This window comes from Rhodococcus sp. 14-2483-1-1 (assembly GCF_002259335.1).
In the GTDB taxonomy this organism is placed as follows: Bacteria; Actinomycetota; Actinomycetes; order Mycobacteriales; family Mycobacteriaceae; genus Rhodococcoides.
Map to the genome: position 1 here is coordinate 1 of NZ_NPFX01000009.1, position 18,931 is coordinate 18,931.

An 18,931-nucleotide genomic window follows, 5' to 3' on the forward strand; every position below is an offset into this window, starting at 1 on the left:
GGGTTGGGTGGTGGGCGGGCAGGGAGAGCTACAGCGGCATTGCCCACATGGAGCTCGAGCGTTCCTTGAATTCGGTGCAGTTCGCGTGTTGCTTGCTCGCCCTCTGGTAGAAGGTCTGCAGAGGGGCAGCGGGTTGCACCGGTTCCGGAGCGGGCGCAACCGGGAGATCGCTGAGTTCGAGTGCAGCGTCGAGGGCTTCCTCTGCCTCGACGCGTCGGGTGCGCGCCAGGTTCGACAACGCGAGCTGGTGAATCGTCACCCGCTCACCGGACTTGGCGTCCACGCGGGCCTGTCGGGCAACGGATGCATCGAGTTCGTACACCTTCGAGGCCAGCTGGTAGATGCTGGGGCGTTCGAGTTCTGCGTCCACCAGAGCCGGCTCGGCCACGGTGCGCGTCGGCACAGTCCTCGGCACAACTTTCGGTGTGTCTTCCTCGGCGGCACGTAGTGCGTGCCGCGCACTTGGCTTTTCGACTTTTGCCGCCGACGGCCGTTCCAGTAGCTGCTCGAGTTCGGCTACCTCACGGTCGGCTGCTCCATCCTTGGCAGGCGGAACGACGAAGGGCACGATCGGCTCGAACGGGATCCTCTCCGACGACGTCGCCAGTGCCGCGCTCCGCGAGGGGATCAGCAGCGCCACGATCACCGTGCCGACGCCGAACACCACGGCGGCAACCAGGCTGGTGTGCGTCACCGCGTCGCCGAACGCGGCAACGGCATTGGCCTGCAAGTTGTCTGCGAATCCACTGAGAAACGCATTCTGAGCGCGAATGATGTCGGACACGATCACTGCACCGGCGAGCGAATCCTGAGACGCGGCAAGCCCTTCCGCTGCCTGCCCGGTGTACTGGCCGTTCGGTTGTTTACCGGGGAAGGTTTGCAGAAAGCCTTCGATTCCCTGGCGATAGGACGCGGCGAGCACCGAACCGAGCACGGCGATTCCGAGCGAGCCGCCGAGTTCGAGCGCTGTGTCGTTGAGTCCGCCGCCCACACCGAGCTTGCTGTCCGGAAACTCGCCCATGATGGCGTCGGTGCACGGCGAGACGGACAAGCCGATCGCGAGACCGAGCAGCGTCAGCACGGGTAGGAAGTCGGAGTACGTTGCGGTCGGGTCGATTCCGATCAACGAGACGACCGACAGCGTTCCCACGACCATGCCCGCGGTCACGGTGATGCGTGGTCCGAGCTTGGGTGTGAGCCACATCGTGATTCCGGACCCGACGAAGACTGCGCCGGCCAACGGCAAGAGGTGCACGCCCGTGGACACCGGGCCGTATCCGAGGGCGAACTGGAGGTACTGGGCGACGAAGTAGATCGCACCGAATGTGACCAGGAAGAACACCAGCACCGCGAGGGTAGCGCCACTGAGGATGCGGGAGGAGAACATTCGGACGTCGAGCAGCGGATTGGGATGGCGCATTTCCCATCCCACGAAGCCCACGATCGACAGCAGGCCGACGAGCGCGAAGTACAACGGCCCGACGGTCCAGCCGAAGTGCATTCCTTCGATGATGGCGTACACGACGGTCGACACGGCCAGGACCGACAGCAATCCACCGACCCAGTCGATCGCGCCGGGGTCGACGGCCCGCGACGGCGGAACCAGAACGACGGCTCCGACGATGGCCGCCAACGCAATAGGAACGTTGATCAGGAAAGTCGAATGCCAGGTGAAGCTCTCGAGGAGCCAACCCGCAAGCAGTGGTCCCGCTGCGATGGCGAGTCCCGAGGTAGCCGCCCACACGGTGACGGCGGTAGCGCGCTCCCGCTTCGGGAACGTGGCGACCAACAGCGACAGCGTTGCGGGCATGACGATCGCCGCGGCGACTCCCATGACGATGCGCGCCAGGATGACGCCGAGGGTGGCATCGGTGAGTGCCCCGGCGATCGAACCCGCCACGAAGATGATCAAGCCGAGAATCAGTGCCCCACGACGGCTGTAGCGATCGCCGATGACGCCGCACAGCAGCATCAGTGACGCGTAGGGGACGGTGTAGCCGTCGATCACCCACTGCAGGTCGCTGCTCGTCAGACTCAGGTCGAGAGTCATCGACGGTGCCGCGACCAGCAGGGACGTGTTGGCCATGACCACGATCAGCAGGCTCAGGCACAGGACCACCAGAGCCGACCAGCGTCGTGAATACGGTTTGTGCATATCTTGGACAGGCGTCATCGCAAGCAACGTCATTGTGTTCCCCCCCGTTGGCAAAGTGCCGACACACCTTGCACAGTGCTGTGCAGCTTAAGAAGAATCGTCTAGGATCGGCAATCTTTTGTGGCGGCAGCCACACTCTCCGCACACGATCGTGCTAGTTGTTGACCTGTGCGAAAGACGACGGAGTCGACATCGACTGCACGGGGTGCCGCAGCGCCGCCCGTGCAGCGCCGTGACGCCCGGTCGAACCGAGCGAGAATTCTCGATGTCGCGCAACGGGTACTGGCGGACAATCCGGATGCAACCATCAACGACGTCGCAGCCGCGGCAGGGGTGGTTCGGCGAACCGTGTACGCCCACTTCGCCTCTCGCGAAGCGCTGATCGACGGCATTGCCCTGGAGGCGGCCGACAGCATCTCGGCGGCTCTCGGCCGCGTTCCCGCCGCCGACGAATCGGCAGTGACGGTCTTCGTCCGGCAGACGCTGGCTCTCACTCGCGTCGGCGACCAGTACCGTCTACTTCTCGCTGTTGCGCGAACAGATTTGGGCCACAACGGTATTCACAAACTTCTCGGTCCGATGCGAGAAGCGGCCGCCGCCGTCATCCGGCGCGGTCAGCGGGAGGGCGTGTTCTCCTCGTATCAAGCCGCGGAGGTACTCATCCTCAATATCGAGGCGATTGCGCTGTCCATCCTCGATGCGACCAACGCCGGGCTGCTCACCGACCCGGCAGGGGCCGCCACGACGTCGAGCCTTGTTCTGCTGGGGATCGCCCCGGAGGATGCGGAGCGAATCGTCGCCGATGTCCGGGCGTCCGACTCGTCCGCCCGCGCCCGCTGACAACTCCGGGACCTTCGAAACGACGAATGTCCCGACTCGAGCAACGAATTGCTCGAGCGGGACATTCGGTGCGAACTGTGGACTGTCAGGGAGCCGGGACGAATCCTGCGCCGAGTCCGTTGCCCTGATCGACGTTACGAAGGATCGCATCGAAGTTGGTGCCGACCTCGGGACCGAAGCACGCGACGCCGAGGTAGGCGTTGACCATGCCGACGAGGGTGTTGCCGACGACGACCGGGCTACCCGAGTCACCTTCGACGACGCACAGCTGCGCCCAGGTCTCCTGCGACTGCAGGATGTCGCCGTACGCGAGGCCGCAGGTGTTGCCGGTGGTACGGCCTTCCTTGCAGACGATGTTCGGGAACGCCGTCGGCGGGCCGACCTGAGAGATGGTCACGTTGCCCACGCGGCTGATCGGTGCAACCTTGTCGCGCTGGAATTCGATGACGGCGTAGTCGTACTCCGGGTTGGAGAATGCGATGCGGCCGACCTCGCCGAGAGAGGTGTCGTATTCCGGGACGATGGAATCGCCTGCGCGACCGCAATGGCCGGCGGTGAAGCCCACGAGATTTCCGCTGCGGTCGTTACCGATCGTCGTCAGCGTGCACTCGGCCTGACCACCGACGATGATTCCCGACCCACCGCCGAGAGCAGCTGGAGCGGCCGCGGATGCGGTCCCCACGCCGACGCTGGCTACGATTGCAGCCGCCCCCACGACGACGAGCATGAATTTCTTGAACATGTACTCCCTCTCAGCGGTGTCGGCAGAACCCTAGCAACAACACGTGTACGAACACGAGCGAGTGGTTCATACGTCCTGCTCGAGGGCGGCAAGGGTGGTGCGCGCTTCCTCCAGTTGGCGACTCAGTTCTGCAACGCGGCGAGCAGCCTCCTCGCGCGCGTGGGAGATGACGGCCTCGACTGCGTCGCGTGCGATGGGATCGCCCAACTCTCGCACGGCCCTGCTGACCGACTCCGGACTCACCGGTTGCGCCTTGGTGGGGCGCTTCGCCCCCTGGGTGACCGTGACCGACCAATCGTTGTCCGCCCCGGCGTGAATAGTGACGCTGACCCCGCCTGGAGCCTTCTTGCCACGACGGGGAGCCTGCTGTTGCGGCTGCGCCCTGGGTGGTTCCACCACGGCCTTGGGTTGTTCCACCACGGCCTTGGCAGGTGCCGGGCCTGTCGTCGGCTTTGCCGCGACTGCTTCCGCCCGAGCCGGGGCGGCGGACACCGGCGCCGCCACTTTCTTCGCAGGTACGCGCTTGGCCGGCGCAGGCGGGGTTGCCGCGTTGCGAGTGATACGTAGTTCCTCTGCCTCGTAAGGCAATTCGTCGTTGACACCCTTCGGACTGATAGTGACCGTGGTGCCGTCGATCGAGATCACCTTCGCCGACGTACCGTCGGACAGTCCGAGGCTCGGGTTCGGTTCACGAAGATAGACGGTGGCCCGACGCCCCTCGGCTAGCGCCGCAGCCAGCGTCGTCAGATTCTCTGGGGTCAACGAATCGTTCACGGCGCGCCCACGGGGTGGCATCGACTACCGGCCTTTCTCGAAAGTGTTTGCGAATACTGTCGCACAGATACTGGGCCGATGTCATAGACCGAGCGCGGGATATGTCGTTAGCACACGTTCGGAATGGATATCGGAGAGGTATCTGTTAATCCAAGTAACTGTAACCGCAAGTAACTGTTACTTGGATTAACACTTAGATTTGGGTGGCCGAGAAGGCCGATGTCCTGACTCTATACGACCGTTGTCAGGAACGCCCGCCAAGTCCACTCGACGTGACATTCACTCACCAAAAGGACACTGAACGTCACATCGACTACCGCCGGGTACCCGCGAGTAGCGGTGCGCGGCGTCGAGAGATTTCGTCCCGTTACGACCTCACCGAACCGCCCTCGCGGCCGGTATCTCCCGCGTAGCCTGGCGACCGTGCCTTCTTGTATGGGTACGGAACAGGAGCCTCGATGTACCACCTCGACGCGGACGAACAATCGCTCAGCGACGGTCCGCACGTGTATTTGCTCGACGCCAAATCCACCCTCGAGGTTCAGGCTCTGAATCAGTGGATCGATGCGACCACTCCCGACGGCGAGCCGAGGCCGCCGTCGGTCGTGTTGTCCGGTGAAGCGAGAACCTCACTGGCGGAGAGTGTTCGCGGGTACGCCGACGATCCACTCCTCATTCCGTTGCGCGTGACGCTGTCCGATCGCAAGAACGGCATTCTCCACCGCATCTTCGCTCCGCGCGGTCGATCGAAGCCCACCCAGGTATGGCAGCGGTGGGTGGCGAACGACGATCCCGATCATTCGGCGGTGTTGGTCGGCGAACCCGCGACCCTCCGTGATCTGCAGGATCGGTTCGAACGGGGCGGCGGCACCTCGCTCTCGTCGTTCATCCTGCGACAGGCCAGTCTGGCGTTGGACAAGGCCGAGCGTGGCGTCATCGGCTCCGAGTACAAGATTCCGCGATTCGTCGTCGAGGACATGACGGAGCAGAAGAAGTTCCACGACGGCATCACCGCGCTCGCGGACGAGGTCGGTCAGGATCGCGACGCTGTAGACAAGCGCGTCAACGACATTCTCGGTGAGATGGTCGCAACCGAGACCCGTCGGGCTGTGGAGATGTGGGGAACCCTCGGGGCGTATTTCTCGCGGGCGTACAAGGTGGACGTCGATCGCGATCAACTGCAGAAGGTCCGCGAACTCAACAAGAACTATCCGTTGGTGTTCCTACCCAATCACCGTTCCTACCTCGACCCGCTCGTGCTACGCCCAGCGCTGCTGGCCGAGGGTCTGCCGCTCAATCACGTCATGGGCGGCATCAACGTCGGCTTCTGGCCGCTGGGTCCGATCGCCAAACGCAGTGGCGTCGTGCTCATTCAGCGAAAGTTCTCCGACGCGATCTACAAGTGGACGCTGCGTCAGTACATGAGCTTTCTGCTCAGCAAGCGGTTCAACCTCGAGTGGTACATCGAAGGTGGACGCAGCCGCACCGGCAAGCTTCGCCCGCCGAGGTTCGGCCTGCTCACCTATCTGGTCGACGCCCTGGAGTCGAGCGACGCAGAGGACGTCTATCTGGTTCCGACGTCCATCACCTACGACCGTCTGCACGAGGTCGGCGCTATGGCCGAGGAATCGCACGGGGCGAAGAAGCAGGCCGAGGGCATTCGGATGGCCATCGGGTACATCCGTGCGCAGGGAACGTTGCGCGGAAACGTGTATCTGAACTTCGGCGAACCGATGTCGGTGGCGTCGATCGTCGCCGAGAACACCGACAAGCGAGTCGCGGTCCAGAAGATCGCGCTCGGCGTCTCCCACGCGATCAACGACGCAACACCGGTGACTCCGGCGGCTTTGGTCACGATGGCACTGCTGGGCATCGAGGATCGCGCACTCAACGTCAACGAGATGTGGGCCATCATCGCCCCGCTCGCCCGCTACATCAAACGCCGCAACCTGCCCACCGCGGGCGGCGTCGACATCGCCGACGTCGATGTGGTGCGATCGGCCGTCGTCGCTCAGGTCAACGCCAACGTGGTCAAGCGTTTCGACGATGGCCCCGAGCCACTGTTCTATCTGGCGCAGGACAAGCATCTGGTTGCAGCATTCTTCCGTAACAACGCAATTCACTTCTTCGTCATGCGCGCCATCGGAGAACTGGTGGTGCTTCCGACCAGCGGCGATTCGGCACCTCTGACGCAGGAGTCGCTGTGGCAGTCGGCGCTGCAATTGCGCGATCTGCTCAAGTTCGAGTTCTTCTTCGGTGACAAGAAGGACTTCGGGCAGCGGCTGGAATCCGAGGTCGACCTGATCGATCCGGACTGGCGGACCAAGATCAGCGACCCCGATTATGCTGCGCACCAACTACAGTCACAGGATCTGCACCTGGCGCACCGTGTATTGCAGCCGATCTTCGAGGCCTACCAGGTAGTGGCAGATCAGCTCATGCTGCTGCCGCAGAGCGGCGAGTTCGACAAGCCCAAGTTCATCGCGGAGTGCCTCGGAGCCGCTCAGGCCAGGCGACTGCGTCAGCAACTCGATCACAGCGAGTCCATCTCCGGCGAGTTGTTCGATACTGCACTGCAATTGGCCGAGAACCGGGATCTCGTCGATTCCGGCTCCGACGGTGTCGCGCGCCGGCGCAGAGACTTTGCGCTCGAGATCGACGAGTGGGCCCGCAAGGTTCGCACGATCCGAGACATGGCCCACCAGATGCTGCGTGCGGTAGAACCGATCTCGGCCCCCGAGGAGAACAATTCATGACCGAGTTCGACGATCGACTGATCGCGATCGCCGCCGCACCACCGGGCCGAGACACCGTGGCATTCTTCGATCTCGACGGCACCCTGATCAACGGATTCTCCGCCCGCGCAGTCTTTCTCGAACGTCTCAAGACCCTCGACGTGACGGTGAAGGAGCTGTGGGAGATCTCCAGTGCCGTCGTCGAGATGCGGATGCGCAACTCCCCCGTCGACAACCTGATGGGCAAGGCCGTCCGGGGCCTGGAGGGCCGTCGGGAGGACGATCTGATGGAACAGGCATACACGCTGTTCCGCAACGAGATTGCGCCGATGATCTACCCGCAGGCCCGCGCCCTCGTGGAGGCTCACCGGCATGCCGGGCATCGCCTGGTGATGGCCACCTCGGCCACGCCGTACCAGGCACTGCCCGTGCAACAGGACATGATGTTCGAGGAATTGCTGTGCACCACCCCCGTCGTCACCGACGGAATCCTCACCGGCGAACTCGTCGGCGATTCACTGTGGGGTCCGCGCAAGGCGCAGGCAGCCATCGACTACGCCGAACGTGAAGGGATCGCCTTGGCGGGCTGCTTCGCCTACTCCAACGGCGGCGAGGACGTGCCACTGCTCGAGGCCGTGGGACGACCCGTCGCCCTCAACCCAGACCCCGATCTCGCACGGTATGCCGCCAAGAAGAAGTGGCCTGCTCTGACGTTGGAAAGCCCGAAGCGCGGCACGGACATCACGTCGGCCGTACGCAGCACGGCGGCGCTCGGATCGGTGCTCGCAAGCGCGTCGATCGGACTGGGCCTGGGGATTCTGACGCGGAGTCGCCGCACCGGTGCCAACATCACCAGCACCATCGCGCCCGACATCGCGCTCACTCTGGCCGGCGTGAAGCTCGACGTCACCGGCACGGAAAATGCCTGGTCGGCCCGCCCGGCCGTCTTCATGTTCAACCACCAGAGCACTGCCGACTCGATCATCGTCACGTCCATCCTCCGGCGAGACATCACCGCCGTGGCGAAACGCGAACTCGAACGCGACCCGCGATTCGCACTGCTGGGCAGGATCTTCGACGTCGCCTACGTCGATCGTGGTGATCCCTCACAAGCGCGCGAGGCGATGCGACCCGCAATCGACAAGCTCCACAGCGGTATCTCCGTCGCCATCGCACCCGAGGGGACGCGCATGCCGACGTCACGTCTCGGCCGATTCAAGAAGGGCGGCTTCCACCTGGCTATGCAAGCAGGTGTGCCCATCGTGCCCATCGTCATCCACAACGCGGGTGACGTGATGTGGAAAAAGGATTTCACCGTCCACTCCGGTACGGTCAAGGTCACCGTCGGCGAGCCCATTCCCACCACGGACTGGGAGCCCGACAAGATCGACGAGTACGTGGACGATGTTCGTTCCTATTTCGACAGAACGTTGGGATATGCCTGAGAACCAGATCAACTCGGTAGTGCAGACGGAAATCGAGCGGAATCTATTGGGCGGCGAGCCCAAGTACAACCGTGCGGACATCGTCGAGAAGTCCGGCATTCCACTCGAACGAGTCATTGCCCTGTGGATCGGCATGGGCTTCCCCATCCACACCGACACCGAGGCACTCGTCTACACCGATGCCGATCTGGAAGCTCTGAAGCTGATCACTGCACTCACCGCGCAGAAGGTGATCAAGCCCGAGATGGAGGTCGCGATCGCGCGGACGCTCGGGCAATCCATGTCCAGGCTCGCGGAATGGCAAGTGGGCGTTGTGAACTCTCACATACTCGAGCGCATCATCGACAGCGACGAAGACAAGAACGACATCGACGCGATTCGGCGTAACGCCCGAGCGATCGCGGCAGAAACCGTCCCCACCCTCGAGGCACTCCAGGGATACACCTGGCGTCGTCACCTGGCCGCCGCCGCCGGTCGGTCCATCGCCGCGCCCGACGACGCCACCGACAGTCCCACGATGGCCGTCGGGTTCGCCGACATGGTGGGCTACACCAGTTTGACGCGTCGGCTGGACATCGGTGAGTTGACCACTCTGCTCGAAGAGTTCGAGTCGCTGGCCACCAATATCATTGCCCGCGGACGTGGTTCGGTGATCAAGAACGTCGGCGACGAGGTGATGTTCAGCGCGCAGACACCCGAGGATGCCGCCCACATCGCCCTCGACCTGCAGGATGCGTTCGACGAGCAGGAGGATATGCCGGACCTGCGGGTCGGGCTGGCCTGGGGGCCGGTACTGGCCCGATACGGCGATCTGTACGGCTCGGTGGTCAACATTGCCGCGCGGCTGACCAGCTCCGCCAATCCCGGCACGACACTCGTCGATACGGTCATGACCGAGGAACTCCGCCACGATTCCGAGTTCTACCTCAAATCGATTCGCTCACTGCGGGTCAAGGGATTTCACAAGCTCAAGCCGCATGCGCTCCGCCGCAACAAGCGGGGCGGTCACAAGAGCGAGGAGTAGAACCCCAGGTGTCGACGCGCAGCCTCGTCCCAGGTGAGGCTGCGCGCCAGCGCCAGCCCCGGTAGCGGATCCCGCGGCTCGTGCAACGCCCGGTCCAACTCGCTCGACATGGCCTCCACCGACGACGCGTAGGTCACGCTGTCTCCGAACACTTCTCGCAAGACCGGCAGATCACGCGCCACCACCGGGATCGACGCGGCGAGCGCCTCCATGGCAGCCAGACCGAAGCCCTCCTTCGTGGAGAAGAACGGCAGCACAGCGGACTGCGCCACGAGGTGCGGCAGTTCGTCGTCGTCGACGGTTCCGAGTATCACCGGCTCGATGCCGAGTTCTGCAGCACGACGGTCGAATTCCGCCCGGTAGTCCCGATAGTCGAACAGCGTCTCCCCGCCGGCGAACACCAGTTGCACGTTCCGCTCGGACAGCCCGGCGAAGGCATCGAGCAGATCGAGACTGCCCTTGCGTGGTTCGATACCGCCGACGGCGAGCACATATCGGCCGAGCTTGTCACGCCAGTGCGTTCGACCGGACTGCGCAGCGGCAGTGAATCTCTCGGCATCGACGCCGTTGGGGATGACCGCTGGTTCTAGTCCCCATCCGCGGCGAACATCGCTTGCCACCGCTGCCGATACACAGATGCGCGCGTAGGGCGCAGTGATCGCGCGTTCGTGACACGCCGCCAGTTCGGGCGTGGTGAACTCGTCGAGGTGATGGATGGTCCTGATACAGCGACCTACGGCGTTTGCGGAGATGCAGTCCTGAGCGTGGACGATGTCGTATCGGTCCGGTGTGAACGCCTGTCGCAGAACGTCAATCGACCGCAGTATCCGCTGACCGACACTCTCGTTCTCCCGCTGAGGAAACGGCACCATCCGCACGGTGACGGCTGGGTCGACCGTCCGAAAGAACTCACTGTCGCCGCCGCGGCCGAGAGACCACACCGAGACGTCCTGCCCGGAGCGCGCCAACGCCTCGGCCAAGGCCAGCGTATGTACTACGCCTCCACGCGGTTTGGACGAGTAGGTCAAGAGCGCGATCTTCACTGATCCGGCTTCTCCTGCAGCAAATTGGGGTAGGCGTCGACACGACGTTCGGCGAGGTGGTGCAACCCTCTGCGGGCCCGGTCCACTTCGGCGTCGACATCGATCTCGTGCACGGCCAGGCCGCCTTTGGACCACGTTTTCGCCAGGACGTCACCACCGGGTCCGACGATCTTCGCTTGCCCCAGGAAGCGTAACGACCCCATCACCCCGGTCTGGTTCGACGACACCAGCACCACTTGATTCTCCGCCGCCCTGGCGGCGTCGTACAGATCGAACAACCGGGACTGACGGTCGTTCGGCAGTGAGGACGCCCGATCGGTGACACTGGCGGGCCACGCCGACAGTGCCGCAATGATTCTCGCACCGTCGAGCGCCAATGCGCGCGCCGATTCCGGGAACGTCTTGTCGTAATCGATCAGCATGCCCATCCGTCCGACCGGAGTATCGAAGGCCTCGAACCGATCGCCGGCTGCATAGGCCAAGGATTCCCCGAGTGGCTGATGCACCTTGCGGTGACTGCCGAGAATTCCGTCACCGGTCAGGCATGCAGCAGCGTTGTACCGCAGGCCTTTCGACAACTCGGTGTAGCCGATGCATACCGTCATGTCCCCTGCCGCCGCGATGATCGCGGCCAGCTCGGGACCGTCCGGATCGAGCGTCGGTGGTAACTCCGCGGGATCCGGATTGCTCAGACTGTCGATGTAGCCCCCGAGAGAGGCGTCGGGCAGCACCAGGAGATCGATACCCTCTCGGGCCGCACTGGACATGATCGTGGTGATCTTCAGTACGGCCCTATCGACATCTCTGCCGAAATGCGCTGCCAGCGCGCCGATCTTGATGGGGGCCACGTCAGCTCAGACCATCTGACTCTGGGGTTGTGCTGCACTGATCTCGAGACCGATCTGATCCGCCAGGAACGCGGCATCTCGGGCCACCGAGGCGAAACGACCCGAGCCCCAGGTGTGCTGCCACGGCAGGCCGAGGAAGTACAGGCCGGACACCGAGGTGACGCCTCGGTTGTGCGTCGGGTGACCCTCCCCGTCGAAGGCCCCGACCTTCAGCCACCGATAGTCGGTACGGAAGCCCACCGACCACACAACGGCGGTGACGTCGGAGGTAGCGAGATCCAGTTCGGTGGTCTCGGCTTCGGGACGCCACACCGGTACGTAGCGCTCCTCGGTGGGCGCGCTGATGCCCTCGCGCTCGATGTACGCGTCGATGTTGTCCTTGATGCTCTCGGCAACACGGTCGGCCGCATCGAGGGACGCCTCGAGCGTGGGCGCGAACTGCAGCACGCCGTCCTCCACTCCGAGCAAGCGGCCGTAGAGCTGCATGCCTTCGGTGGCGAATGCACGCAGGTCGATGTCTCGACCACCGTCACGTCCGGTGACATAGTGGTTCGTGTTCTCGCGTTTGCCGACGCCACCGGGTTGATCTTCGATGGAGACATCGTAGACGCCCATGTCGTGCAGCCAGGCGACACAGTCGCGCCCACGATAGAAGCGCGCGACACGGGGAGCGGTACCGGCGACCAGATGAACGCGGCGGCCGTCGAGATGCAGGTCCTCGGCGATCTGCGCGCCGGACTGGCCGGTGCCGACGACCAAGACGTCACCGTCCGGGAACTGATGCGAGCCGCGGTATTCGGAGGAGTGGATCTGGACGACGTCCCGTGGAAGCTTCTCGGCGAATCGCGGAATGGTGGGGATGTGGTAACCGCCGACCGCAACGACGATCTGGTCGGCATGCATCGGTCCGGCAGAGGTCTGGAGGTCGAAACCACCATCCGCTGACTGCAAGGCCTGATCCACCGAAACATGCTCTCGCACCGGTGCATCGAAGCTCTCGGCGTAACGACGCACGAAGGCGTAGACCTCGTCGCGCTGCATGAATCCGTCGGGATCGTCACCGTCGTAGGCGTACCCGGGGAGTGCGCATTGCCAGTTCGGCGTCACGAGGGTGAAGTTGTCCCAGCGGGAGTCCTTCCACTCGTGCGCGATCGTGTCGCGCTCCAACACGACATGTTCGACGCCACGCTGCGTCAGATGCCAGCTGATGGAGAGGCCGGCCTGCCCGCCGCCGATGACGATCACGGAGTAGTTTTCTATCGCACTGTGGTTCTCTGTCATAGCAATTCAGCTCCCGACATGCTCAGTACGCGAACGGCACCGGCCCGGTACGAAGCGCTAACGCCGTGGATCTCTTCCATCTGCTGTGCGGCCGAGGTGCACCGCATACCGAACTTCGCGAGTACTCGATCACTCGCCACCGTCAGCGCCTCGGACGTGCGCTCGACGAAGTCCTGGACCGTGTACTCCGCACCGGGCGTCAGGTAATCGTGCATCACCAGCGACGGTGAATAGCAGGACTGTTCGCGCCCATCGGGCCAACGAACGACGAACGACATCTCAGGCATGGACCGGCTCCTTGGTTATGGTCCGATAGACCGACGGCCGGCGATCACGCAGGTTGTACATACCGCCGCCACGTGCCGCCCCGATCAACGCATCGACGTCGACGGTGGCCGTCGCCAGTCCCGGTTCGACGCCGGTGCCCGCCAGAATCTCTCCGCCGGGCCCGACGATCTTGGCGCTGCAGACGAATCTCAAGGATCCGAAGGTGCCGGCCTGATTCGCCGCGACCCAGATGATCTGGTTCTCGAGCGCACGAGCGCGGTCGTAGATGTCGAAGCGCTGCTTCCAGCGGTCCTCCTCCATGTTCTCCACGGTCGCGGTCCGTGCCGTCGGCCATGCGGAGATGGAGGCGACGATCTCGGCACCGTCGAGGGCAAGTTCGCGGGCGGCTTCGGGGAATCCCTTGTCGTAGCAGATCTGCATGCCCATTCGGCCGACCGGAGTATCGAACGCGGAGTAGCTGTCTCCTGCGTCGTAGCAGAGGTTTTCACCGAGCGGCTGGTGCACCTTTCGGTACGAGCCGAGGATTCCGCTGCCGTCGACCGTCACTGCGGCGTTGTAGCGGGTGTCGCCGTCCTTCTCGCAGAAGCCGAAGGTGACGACGGTATCGCCCGCCATGTCGATGACCCGCCTGATCTCGGGCCCGTCGAGTTCGAGAGCCGGAGGCAGTGCCTTCAAGCGACGCTGCCGAGACTCCTCGGTCTCGTCGCCTCCGCCGAGACTGGGCAGGTAACCGCCGAGGCAGGCTTCGGGCAGGACGAGCAGTTGGCTGCCGCGATTGCGCGCTTCCTCGAGCAACGCGGCGATGGTGGCGTAGCTCTGTTCCATGTCGCGCCCGAATTCGGCTGCGGCAACGGAGATGGTGATGGCGTTCATGCTTCTCCCAATCCGGTCACGGTGGACGTGACCGCGCGAGTGGTGATTCCGTCGGGCCATCGCAGCGCGACGCCCGGAATATCGGTGAGCTCTCCGCAGACTGCGGACAGTGCAGGTCCGGACGGTGCAACTGGTGCACCGGGACGGTCCGCGGTGATCATCGCGAACCCAGGAAAACACGTGATCCACTCGCCCATCGACGCAGCGTCGGGCTTCGGGATCGAGGAGATGTCCAGTACGGCACCGGTTCCGCTTGCCTCGGCCAGCATCCCGGTAGTGCCAGCCAGGCCGGCCATCGAGACGTCCTTGGCTGCTTTGGGCGCGGTTCGGGCAACGAACGACGCCATTGCTGTCAGTTCCTCGGTGTTGCGTCGCGAGGACGAATCCCATTGCTGACCGGAGTATCCGCGTCGCCATTCGCCTTCGATATCGGCGGTGAGCGTCAGCCGGTCGCCGACGTTGCCGCCGCCGGCCCGCACCGGGTTGGCTGTGCGTCCTAGCGCAGTGACCGACAGTGAGGACGGCACCCCGGCCTGGGTATGGCCACCGAGTACCGGGACCTGCCATGCCGCAGAGGCATTGGCGAGTCCGCGAATGATGCGAGTCAGTCGGGACTGTGTGGGTGCGCCGACGGAATCGAGCATGCCGACGGCGCGGGCTCCCATGGCAGACAGGTCGTTCAAGTTCACCAGGGCAGCGCACCACCCGGCCCACTCCGGGTCACGATCGACCATCGAGGGAATGATTGCGTCGCAGGCTGCGATCATGTCGCTGCCCGGTACCGGCACCCCGTCGTCGCCTCGAAAGCCTTTGGCCCCGAGCCCGAGCGGCTGTGCCTTCAGGGGTGCGAGCACACCGGCGAGCATCGCTTTGGTCGACGACACCAGCCGTTCGATTCGGTCGATGGGCCAGTACATCGCCACATGCGGGGTACCGGCCACCTCGACGTCGCCCCGTCTGATCCACCCGAGACCGGTGAACAGTCTCTCGTTGCGCTTCTGCACCGTCGCATCGAACCGAAGTACACCGCGGCTCTCGGCATGCGCACAGGCTGCGCGAACCAGTGCAGGACCGACACCGGAGGTGCGCGCCGAAGCAGACACCACCAAGCGACTGCCGGCCCACCATCCCAGATCCGTTGCGGTGCAGGGAGCAAGGCGTACTCCACCGAGCACCGTACCGTCCCGGTCGGTGGCGACCAGAACGACAGTGCGATGGTCGTCGTCGATATCGTCCTGATCGGTGCCCGAGAACAGGCCCTGTTCGGCAACGAACGTCGCTCTGCGTAGCGCCCGGTACGAGCTCAGTTGCGCCGGGTTCTCGCACGGTTGGACCATGAACTCGGGCTCCACGACAGTGGTTGCAGCACCCGACAATCCGGCTAGATCCTGCCCGTCCACCCCGTACATCTCAGCCTCCTGCATTCTGCAGGACGCTGCACGCACCGCATGCCGCGCAGCCTGCCTTCTGATCGGAGCCGAGCATCGCTGCTGCCTGGAGCTCTTTGGCGACGCGTCGGGTGACGCTTTCGAGTACGTCTCGGCCCGGGGCCGTCGCACGATCGACATCGACTGCCAACGTGCCGGCAAGTGGACGGAACGGAACGACGAAGGGGTACACGCCCATCTCGATGAGTTCCGCAGCACCGGAAACCAATTCGTCCGGATCCTCACCGAGGCCCACCAGAATGTAGGTCGAGACCTGGTTGCGTCCGAAGATCCGGACTGCCTCTCTCCAGGCCGCGCGGTACTCGTCCATCGATACCGACGCCTTGCCCGGCATCCACCGGCGTCGAACCTCGTCGTCGAGAGATTCGACGTGGATGCCGATGGATTCGGCTCCGGCGTCGTACAGATCCTGAATCGTCTGCAGGTCGCCCGGAGGTTCGCACTGCACCTGAATCGGCAGATCAGGAACCACGGCTTTGATGGCGCGAACACATCGGGCCAGATGACGGGCACCGCGATCCTTCGCGGCCGAAGTACCTGTCGTCATGACCATTTGGGTGACGCCGTCGAGCCGTACCGCCGCCTCTGCCACCTCGGCCAGTTGCGCCGGGGTCTTGACGGCGATGGTGTCGCCTGCCTCGAGCGAGGCCTCGATGGAGCAGAAGCGGCACCGCTGGTCGGCGTCGTAACGGATGCACGTCTGCACCACGGTTGTAGCGAGAACGCTGGGGCCGTGGAGCTTGGCGATCTTTTCGTAGGCGATCCCGTCGGCGGTGGCGAGGTCGTAGAATTTCGGACGATCGACAGCCTGCACATCGAGACCGATGTCGTTGCCGTCGAACAACACTCGTCCTTCTTCGAGTACGTACGGGCTGAGCGGATTGCGGGGGATGGCTGCGCCGAGGCCATCGATGGTGACATGCCCGTCGTCGCTCGGCCCGGCGCCTGCCGTTCTCGAGACCGGCGTGGATCCTCGGATTCCGAGCAACGCCAGATCTACACGCGTACTGACCGACATGGTTCGCTCCTAGACCATGTAGGTCGAGTTGATGATGGCACCCTTGCGCGCGTAGTGGATCAGCGCGTCCTGCACGTCGAGGGGGTGGGCCGGGATGACACCTTCGATGAGATCCTCTTCACGACCGCCGTGCAGAGCCAGCCCGAAGCGGCAGCAGAACACCGTGCCGCCCTCGGCGATGAACGTCGCAAGCGAATCGTTGATGTTCTGCTCGCCCGGGAAGCCGGAGTCGCCGGTGGTCGGAAATCCGCGAGTGGCAAGACAATTGATGGCACCGGGGCCGTAGAAGTACATGGCCGACTCGAAGCCCTTACGCAGGGCGCGCGTCGCCTGGAGTACCGCGACGAACGATACCGAGGACTCGTGGGCGATGCCGTGCACCAGCGTGAAGTAGCTTTCGCCGTTCTCGGCCTTGTAGTCGGGGAAGATCTTGGTGGAGCCGTAGATGTTGCTGCCCTTGGGAAGTGAAGGGTGCGGGATCTCTTCGAGGGACTTCTTGATGTTCTCGGCGATGGACTGGTCGAGGTCTGACACGGGTGTCTCCTGAGGTTCGCAGAGCTGGCTGAATGCAGTGGGCAACTACTCGAGATGCGGTGGGCGTCGATGGCCACCTGAGGAAGAGAGGTCATGTCCGGCGAAAGAGCAGATCCTCTTCGGCCATGGGACAAGTACAAGCCCCATCCATTTCCGGTTGGTCACGCTCGGAACAACGCCGTGTTTCGAGGGCCTCACAGTGTTGACGTGGTGTTACGCGGCTACTGTGAAGGCCGGTCCACCCATCCATTGCGAGCAGGACGAGGAACACGATGATCGGCGCCGTCACCGGCTTGTTGTACGCGTTGTCCCTGGTAGTGGGCATCTGGGTGCTCGTGAAGCTCGCCACGAACCGGCCCGTTCTGTTGAAGAACAAGGCCGACCGAGCACTCTTCTGGACCATCGCAGCCACCGAGGCCGTTGTCGCGCTTCAGGCCGTGATCGGGTTCGTCATGATGTTCACCTCGGATCGCGAGATACACCGGTTGACGTTCGGCTCTTATCTCGTCGGACTGCTGTTCCTGCTTCCATTGGGAACGTGGTGGTCCCTGGGCGACCGTTCCCGCGGCGGCACAGCGGTGCTGCTCGTCGCCGTCCTTACCCTCGCAGCCATGGTGCTGCGCCTGAGCCAGATTTGGGCCGGATATGCCTGACAACCTCCAGCAAGCGACGCGCACCGGCTTCGGGCGCTTTCTCATCGCCGTCTATGCGGTGTTCGCCGTTGCCGCGACATCGCGCTCGATAGTGCAGCTCACCACCCGATTCGACAACGCACCGGTGGCGTACCTCCTGTCGGCCTTCGCTGCGGTGGTCTACATCATCGCGACGGTGGGACTGGCGAGGGCAACCGAAGCATCCCGACGCGTGGTGACGGTGTCCTGCATCATCGAACTCGTCGGAGTCATCGGCATCGGCACCCTCAGCTACATCCAGCCCCAGGACTTCCCGGAGCCGACGGTGTGGTCGCACTTCGGATCCGGATACGTCTTCATCCCGGTGGTGCTCCCCATCGCGGGACTGTGGTGGCTGCGAAAGACTCGACAGCGGTAGGGGTCTGTGGCCAGAATCGGCCATGACCACCTGGACGACCGTCGATGTCGATTACCACCTGTTCTCGCTTGTAGCAGCGCACAGTGAGCCGGTGCCCCCGGGTGCCCTCGGCGAGCTCATCGACGCCTCCGACAACTGCATTCACGTCCACACGGGAATTGCATCGGGGCCCGTTCGCGTTGCCGTCGACGTCCTGGCGCAAGCACCGACAGTCGAAATCGACGGGTCGTGGGAGGACGCGGCCGAGGTCTCGATCGCCGTGGACGCGACGCTAACTTTCGTCTCCGCGCTGGGGTACGTAGGTTCGGACGCGACTACGGTCTCGCCGCCCGTGAGCGGCTTTCTGGGAGTCCGCGTGAGTTCGATAGGTAGAGGTACCCATTGGGATTCGGACGTGAGTGAACCGGTCGAGGACTATCTCTTCGAGATCTGGCCCGCGACGATGCGACGCGAGTTGACGCGCGTGAAGACCACGAACGGTCCACAGACCTCGAAGCCCGGTTCGGTACGGCCTCCGAGTACGTCGACTTCGAGGTCGAATTTCGATCCCTACAGCGATGCGACGGTACGTCTGCGCGGTCCGGTCAGCTGGGATCCCGAGGAAGCGTGAAGATCTCCGACTCTCGACGTGGCTGTTAGCACACCCCTCCGACAGGTTTGCTTTCCCGAATCCTTATGCAGGGCAATAGTTTTCGATTCGACTAACATTGCCAGTCGAACGCACGTTCGATACGCTTGGCCCATGACAACGGAGATCTGGCAACTGAGCGAAAGCGAACTCCTCGCCGACGCTGCCGATGTCTCCCACCGAATCCAATTGCTCGAAGCCCGAC

Annotated in this window: 18 protein-coding genes; 7 read left to right on the forward strand and 11 right to left on the reverse strand. The window is 63.8% G+C overall.

Annotation, left to right across the window (positions count from 1 at the left end; translation table 11 throughout):
• Window positions 1–28: 28 nt before the first annotated feature.
• Window positions 29–2,173, reverse strand: a complete 2,145-nt coding sequence (locus tag CH294_RS08000) for an MFS transporter (protein ID WP_249305146.1) — start codon at window positions 2,171–2,173, stop codon at window positions 29–31.
• 150 nt (window positions 2,174–2,323) lie between these two features.
• Here CH294_RS08000 and CH294_RS08005 point away from each other — a divergent pair, with 150 nt between their 5' ends.
• A complete protein-coding gene (locus CH294_RS08005) occupies window positions 2,324–2,995 on the forward strand; it encodes a TetR/AcrR family transcriptional regulator (RefSeq protein ID WP_094737589.1) in 672 nt (223 codons plus the stop codon).
• Window positions 2,996–3,080: 85 nt separating this feature from the next.
• Here CH294_RS08005 and CH294_RS08010 read toward each other — a convergent pair whose 3' ends face one another.
• Both CH294_RS08010 and CH294_RS08015 read right to left on the reverse strand, forming a co-directional pair.
• Window positions 3,081–3,737, reverse strand: a complete 657-nt coding sequence (locus CH294_RS08010; RefSeq protein WP_032402140.1) for a hypothetical protein — start codon at window positions 3,735–3,737, stop codon at window positions 3,081–3,083.
• A gap of 66 nt (window positions 3,738–3,803) precedes the next feature.
• Window positions 3,804–4,532: a DUF6319 family protein gene (locus CH294_RS08015; RefSeq protein WP_094737590.1), complete on the reverse strand. Its 729-nt coding sequence runs from the start codon at window positions 4,530–4,532 to the stop codon at window positions 3,804–3,806.
• Window positions 4,533–4,969: 437 nt separating this feature from the next.
• Between CH294_RS08015 and CH294_RS08020 the strand changes: the two genes are divergently transcribed.
• Genes CH294_RS08020 through CH294_RS08030 form a run of 3 tightly spaced genes read left to right on the forward strand, consistent with a single transcriptional unit; the run spans window position 4,970 to window position 9,715 of the window.
• Window positions 4,970–7,267: a glycerol-3-phosphate 1-O-acyltransferase gene (locus CH294_RS08020; protein WP_032402142.1), complete on the forward strand. Its 2,298-nt coding sequence runs from the start codon at window positions 4,970–4,972 to the stop codon at window positions 7,265–7,267.
• Window positions 7,264–8,691: an HAD-IB family hydrolase gene (locus tag CH294_RS08025; RefSeq protein ID WP_032402143.1), complete on the forward strand. Its 1,428-nt coding sequence runs from the start codon at window positions 7,264–7,266 to the stop codon at window positions 8,689–8,691. Before CH294_RS08020 ends, CH294_RS08025 begins: the two co-directional genes overlap by 4 nt.
• Window positions 8,684–9,715 (forward strand): adenylate/guanylate cyclase domain-containing protein, encoded by a 1,032-nt coding sequence (locus CH294_RS08030; RefSeq protein WP_032378544.1) that lies wholly within the window; start codon window positions 8,684–8,686, stop codon window positions 9,713–9,715. Before CH294_RS08025 ends, CH294_RS08030 begins: the two co-directional genes overlap by 8 nt.
• Here the strand turns inward: CH294_RS08030 and CH294_RS08035 are convergent.
• The 8 genes from CH294_RS08035 to CH294_RS08070 all read right to left on the reverse strand — a co-directional run bounded on the left by CH294_RS08035 (window position 9,697) and on the right by CH294_RS08070 (window position 17,048).
• On the reverse strand, window positions 9,697–10,758 hold the full coding sequence (locus tag CH294_RS08035) for an MSMEG_0565 family glycosyltransferase (protein ID WP_094737591.1): 1,062 nt from the start codon (window positions 10,756–10,758) through the stop codon (window positions 9,697–9,699). The two genes, CH294_RS08030 and CH294_RS08035, sit on opposite strands and share 19 nt — an antisense overlap.
• Entirely contained in the window at window positions 10,755–11,606 is an 852-nt protein-coding gene (locus tag CH294_RS08040; RefSeq protein ID WP_032402146.1) for a carbon-nitrogen hydrolase family protein, read from the reverse strand. The genes CH294_RS08035 and CH294_RS08040 overlap by 4 nt, the downstream gene beginning before the upstream one ends.
• 6 nt (window positions 11,607–11,612) lie before the next feature.
• Window positions 11,613–12,887 (reverse strand): MSMEG_0569 family flavin-dependent oxidoreductase, encoded by a 1,275-nt coding sequence (locus CH294_RS08045; RefSeq protein ID WP_094737592.1) that lies wholly within the window; start codon window positions 12,885–12,887, stop codon window positions 11,613–11,615.
• The gene (locus tag CH294_RS08050) at window positions 12,884–13,174 is read right to left on the reverse strand and encodes an MSMEG_0570 family nitrogen starvation response protein (protein ID WP_037172524.1); all 291 of its coding nucleotides are present in this window, start codon (window positions 13,172–13,174) and stop codon (window positions 12,884–12,886) included. Before CH294_RS08050 ends, CH294_RS08045 begins: the two co-directional genes overlap by 4 nt.
• The gene (locus CH294_RS08055; RefSeq protein ID WP_032402149.1) at window positions 13,167–14,048 is read right to left on the reverse strand and encodes a carbon-nitrogen hydrolase family protein; all 882 of its coding nucleotides are present in this window, start codon (window positions 14,046–14,048) and stop codon (window positions 13,167–13,169) included. Before CH294_RS08055 ends, CH294_RS08050 begins: the two co-directional genes overlap by 8 nt.
• Window positions 14,045–15,385 (reverse strand): MSMEG_0567/sll0787 family protein, encoded by a 1,341-nt coding sequence (locus CH294_RS08060; RefSeq protein ID WP_249305148.1) that lies wholly within the window; start codon window positions 15,383–15,385, stop codon window positions 14,045–14,047. Before CH294_RS08060 ends, CH294_RS08055 begins: the two co-directional genes overlap by 4 nt.
• Before the next feature lie 73 nt (window positions 15,386–15,458).
• The gene (locus CH294_RS08065; RefSeq protein WP_094737593.1) at window positions 15,459–16,514 is read right to left on the reverse strand and encodes an MSMEG_0568 family radical SAM protein; all 1,056 of its coding nucleotides are present in this window, start codon (window positions 16,512–16,514) and stop codon (window positions 15,459–15,461) included.
• A gap of 9 nt (window positions 16,515–16,523) precedes the next feature.
• The gene (locus CH294_RS08070; protein WP_027495238.1) at window positions 16,524–17,048 is read right to left on the reverse strand and encodes an MSMEG_0572/Sll0783 family nitrogen starvation response protein; all 525 of its coding nucleotides are present in this window, start codon (window positions 17,046–17,048) and stop codon (window positions 16,524–16,526) included.
• Window positions 17,049–17,320: 272 nt separating this feature from the next.
• On the opposite strand from CH294_RS08070, the gene CH294_RS08075 reads away from it, so the two are divergent.
• Genes CH294_RS08075 through CH294_RS08085 form a run of 3 tightly spaced genes read left to right on the forward strand, consistent with a single transcriptional unit; the run spans window position 17,321 to window position 18,708 of the window.
• A complete protein-coding gene (locus CH294_RS08075; RefSeq protein WP_032378550.1) occupies window positions 17,321–17,701 on the forward strand; it encodes a hypothetical protein in 381 nt (126 codons plus the stop codon).
• Window positions 17,694–18,098 carry a hypothetical protein gene (locus CH294_RS08080; RefSeq protein ID WP_032378551.1) on the forward strand — a complete coding sequence of 135 codons (405 nt, stop codon included), beginning with the start codon at window positions 17,694–17,696 and terminating at the stop codon, window positions 18,096–18,098. Before CH294_RS08075 ends, CH294_RS08080 begins: the two co-directional genes overlap by 8 nt.
• Before the next feature lie 22 nt (window positions 18,099–18,120).
• Entirely contained in the window at window positions 18,121–18,708 is a 588-nt protein-coding gene (locus CH294_RS08085; RefSeq protein ID WP_094620328.1) for a hypothetical protein, read from the forward strand.
• Window positions 18,709–18,931 lie beyond the last annotated feature (223 nt).

Bases quoted from the DNA above. Each gene is read 5' to 3' on its own strand.
- CH294_RS08010 (WP_032402140.1), bottom strand. From the start codon at position 3,737: ATGTTCAAGAAATTCATGCTCGTCGTCGTGGGGGCGGCTGCAATCGTA.
- CH294_RS08080 (WP_032378551.1), top strand. From the start codon at position 17,694: ATGCCTGACAACCTCCAGCAAGCGACGCGCACCGGCTTCGGGCGCTTT.
- CH294_RS08060 (WP_249305148.1), bottom strand. From the start codon at position 15,385: ATGGTCCAACCGTGCGAGAACCCGGCGCAACTGAGCTCGTACCGGGCG.
- CH294_RS08000 (WP_249305146.1), bottom strand. From the start codon at position 2,173: ATGACGCCTGTCCAAGATATGCACAAACCGTATTCACGACGCTGGTCG.
- CH294_RS08075 (WP_032378550.1), top strand. From the start codon at position 17,321: ATGATCGGCGCCGTCACCGGCTTGTTGTACGCGTTGTCCCTGGTAGTG.
- CH294_RS08050 (WP_037172524.1), bottom strand. From the start codon at position 13,174: ATGCCTGAGATGTCGTTCGTCGTTCGTTGGCCCGATGGGCGCGAACAG.
- CH294_RS08045 (WP_094737592.1), bottom strand. From the start codon at position 12,887: ATGACAGAGAACCACAGTGCGATAGAAAACTACTCCGTGATCGTCATC.
- CH294_RS08015 (WP_094737590.1), bottom strand. From the start codon at position 4,532: ATGCCACCCCGTGGGCGCGCCGTGAACGATTCGTTGACCCCAGAGAAT.
- CH294_RS08055 (WP_032402149.1), bottom strand. From the start codon at position 14,048: ATGAACGCCATCACCATCTCCGTTGCCGCAGCCGAATTCGGGCGCGAC.
- CH294_RS08020 (WP_032402142.1), top strand. From the start codon at position 4,970: ATGTACCACCTCGACGCGGACGAACAATCGCTCAGCGACGGTCCGCAC.
- CH294_RS08085 (WP_094620328.1), top strand. From the start codon at position 18,121: ATGACCACCTGGACGACCGTCGATGTCGATTACCACCTGTTCTCGCTT.
- CH294_RS08030 (WP_032378544.1), top strand. From the start codon at position 8,684: ATGCCTGAGAACCAGATCAACTCGGTAGTGCAGACGGAAATCGAGCGG.
- CH294_RS08025 (WP_032402143.1), top strand. From the start codon at position 7,264: ATGACCGAGTTCGACGATCGACTGATCGCGATCGCCGCCGCACCACCG.
- CH294_RS08065 (WP_094737593.1), bottom strand. From the start codon at position 16,514: ATGTCGGTCAGTACGCGTGTAGATCTGGCGTTGCTCGGAATCCGAGGA.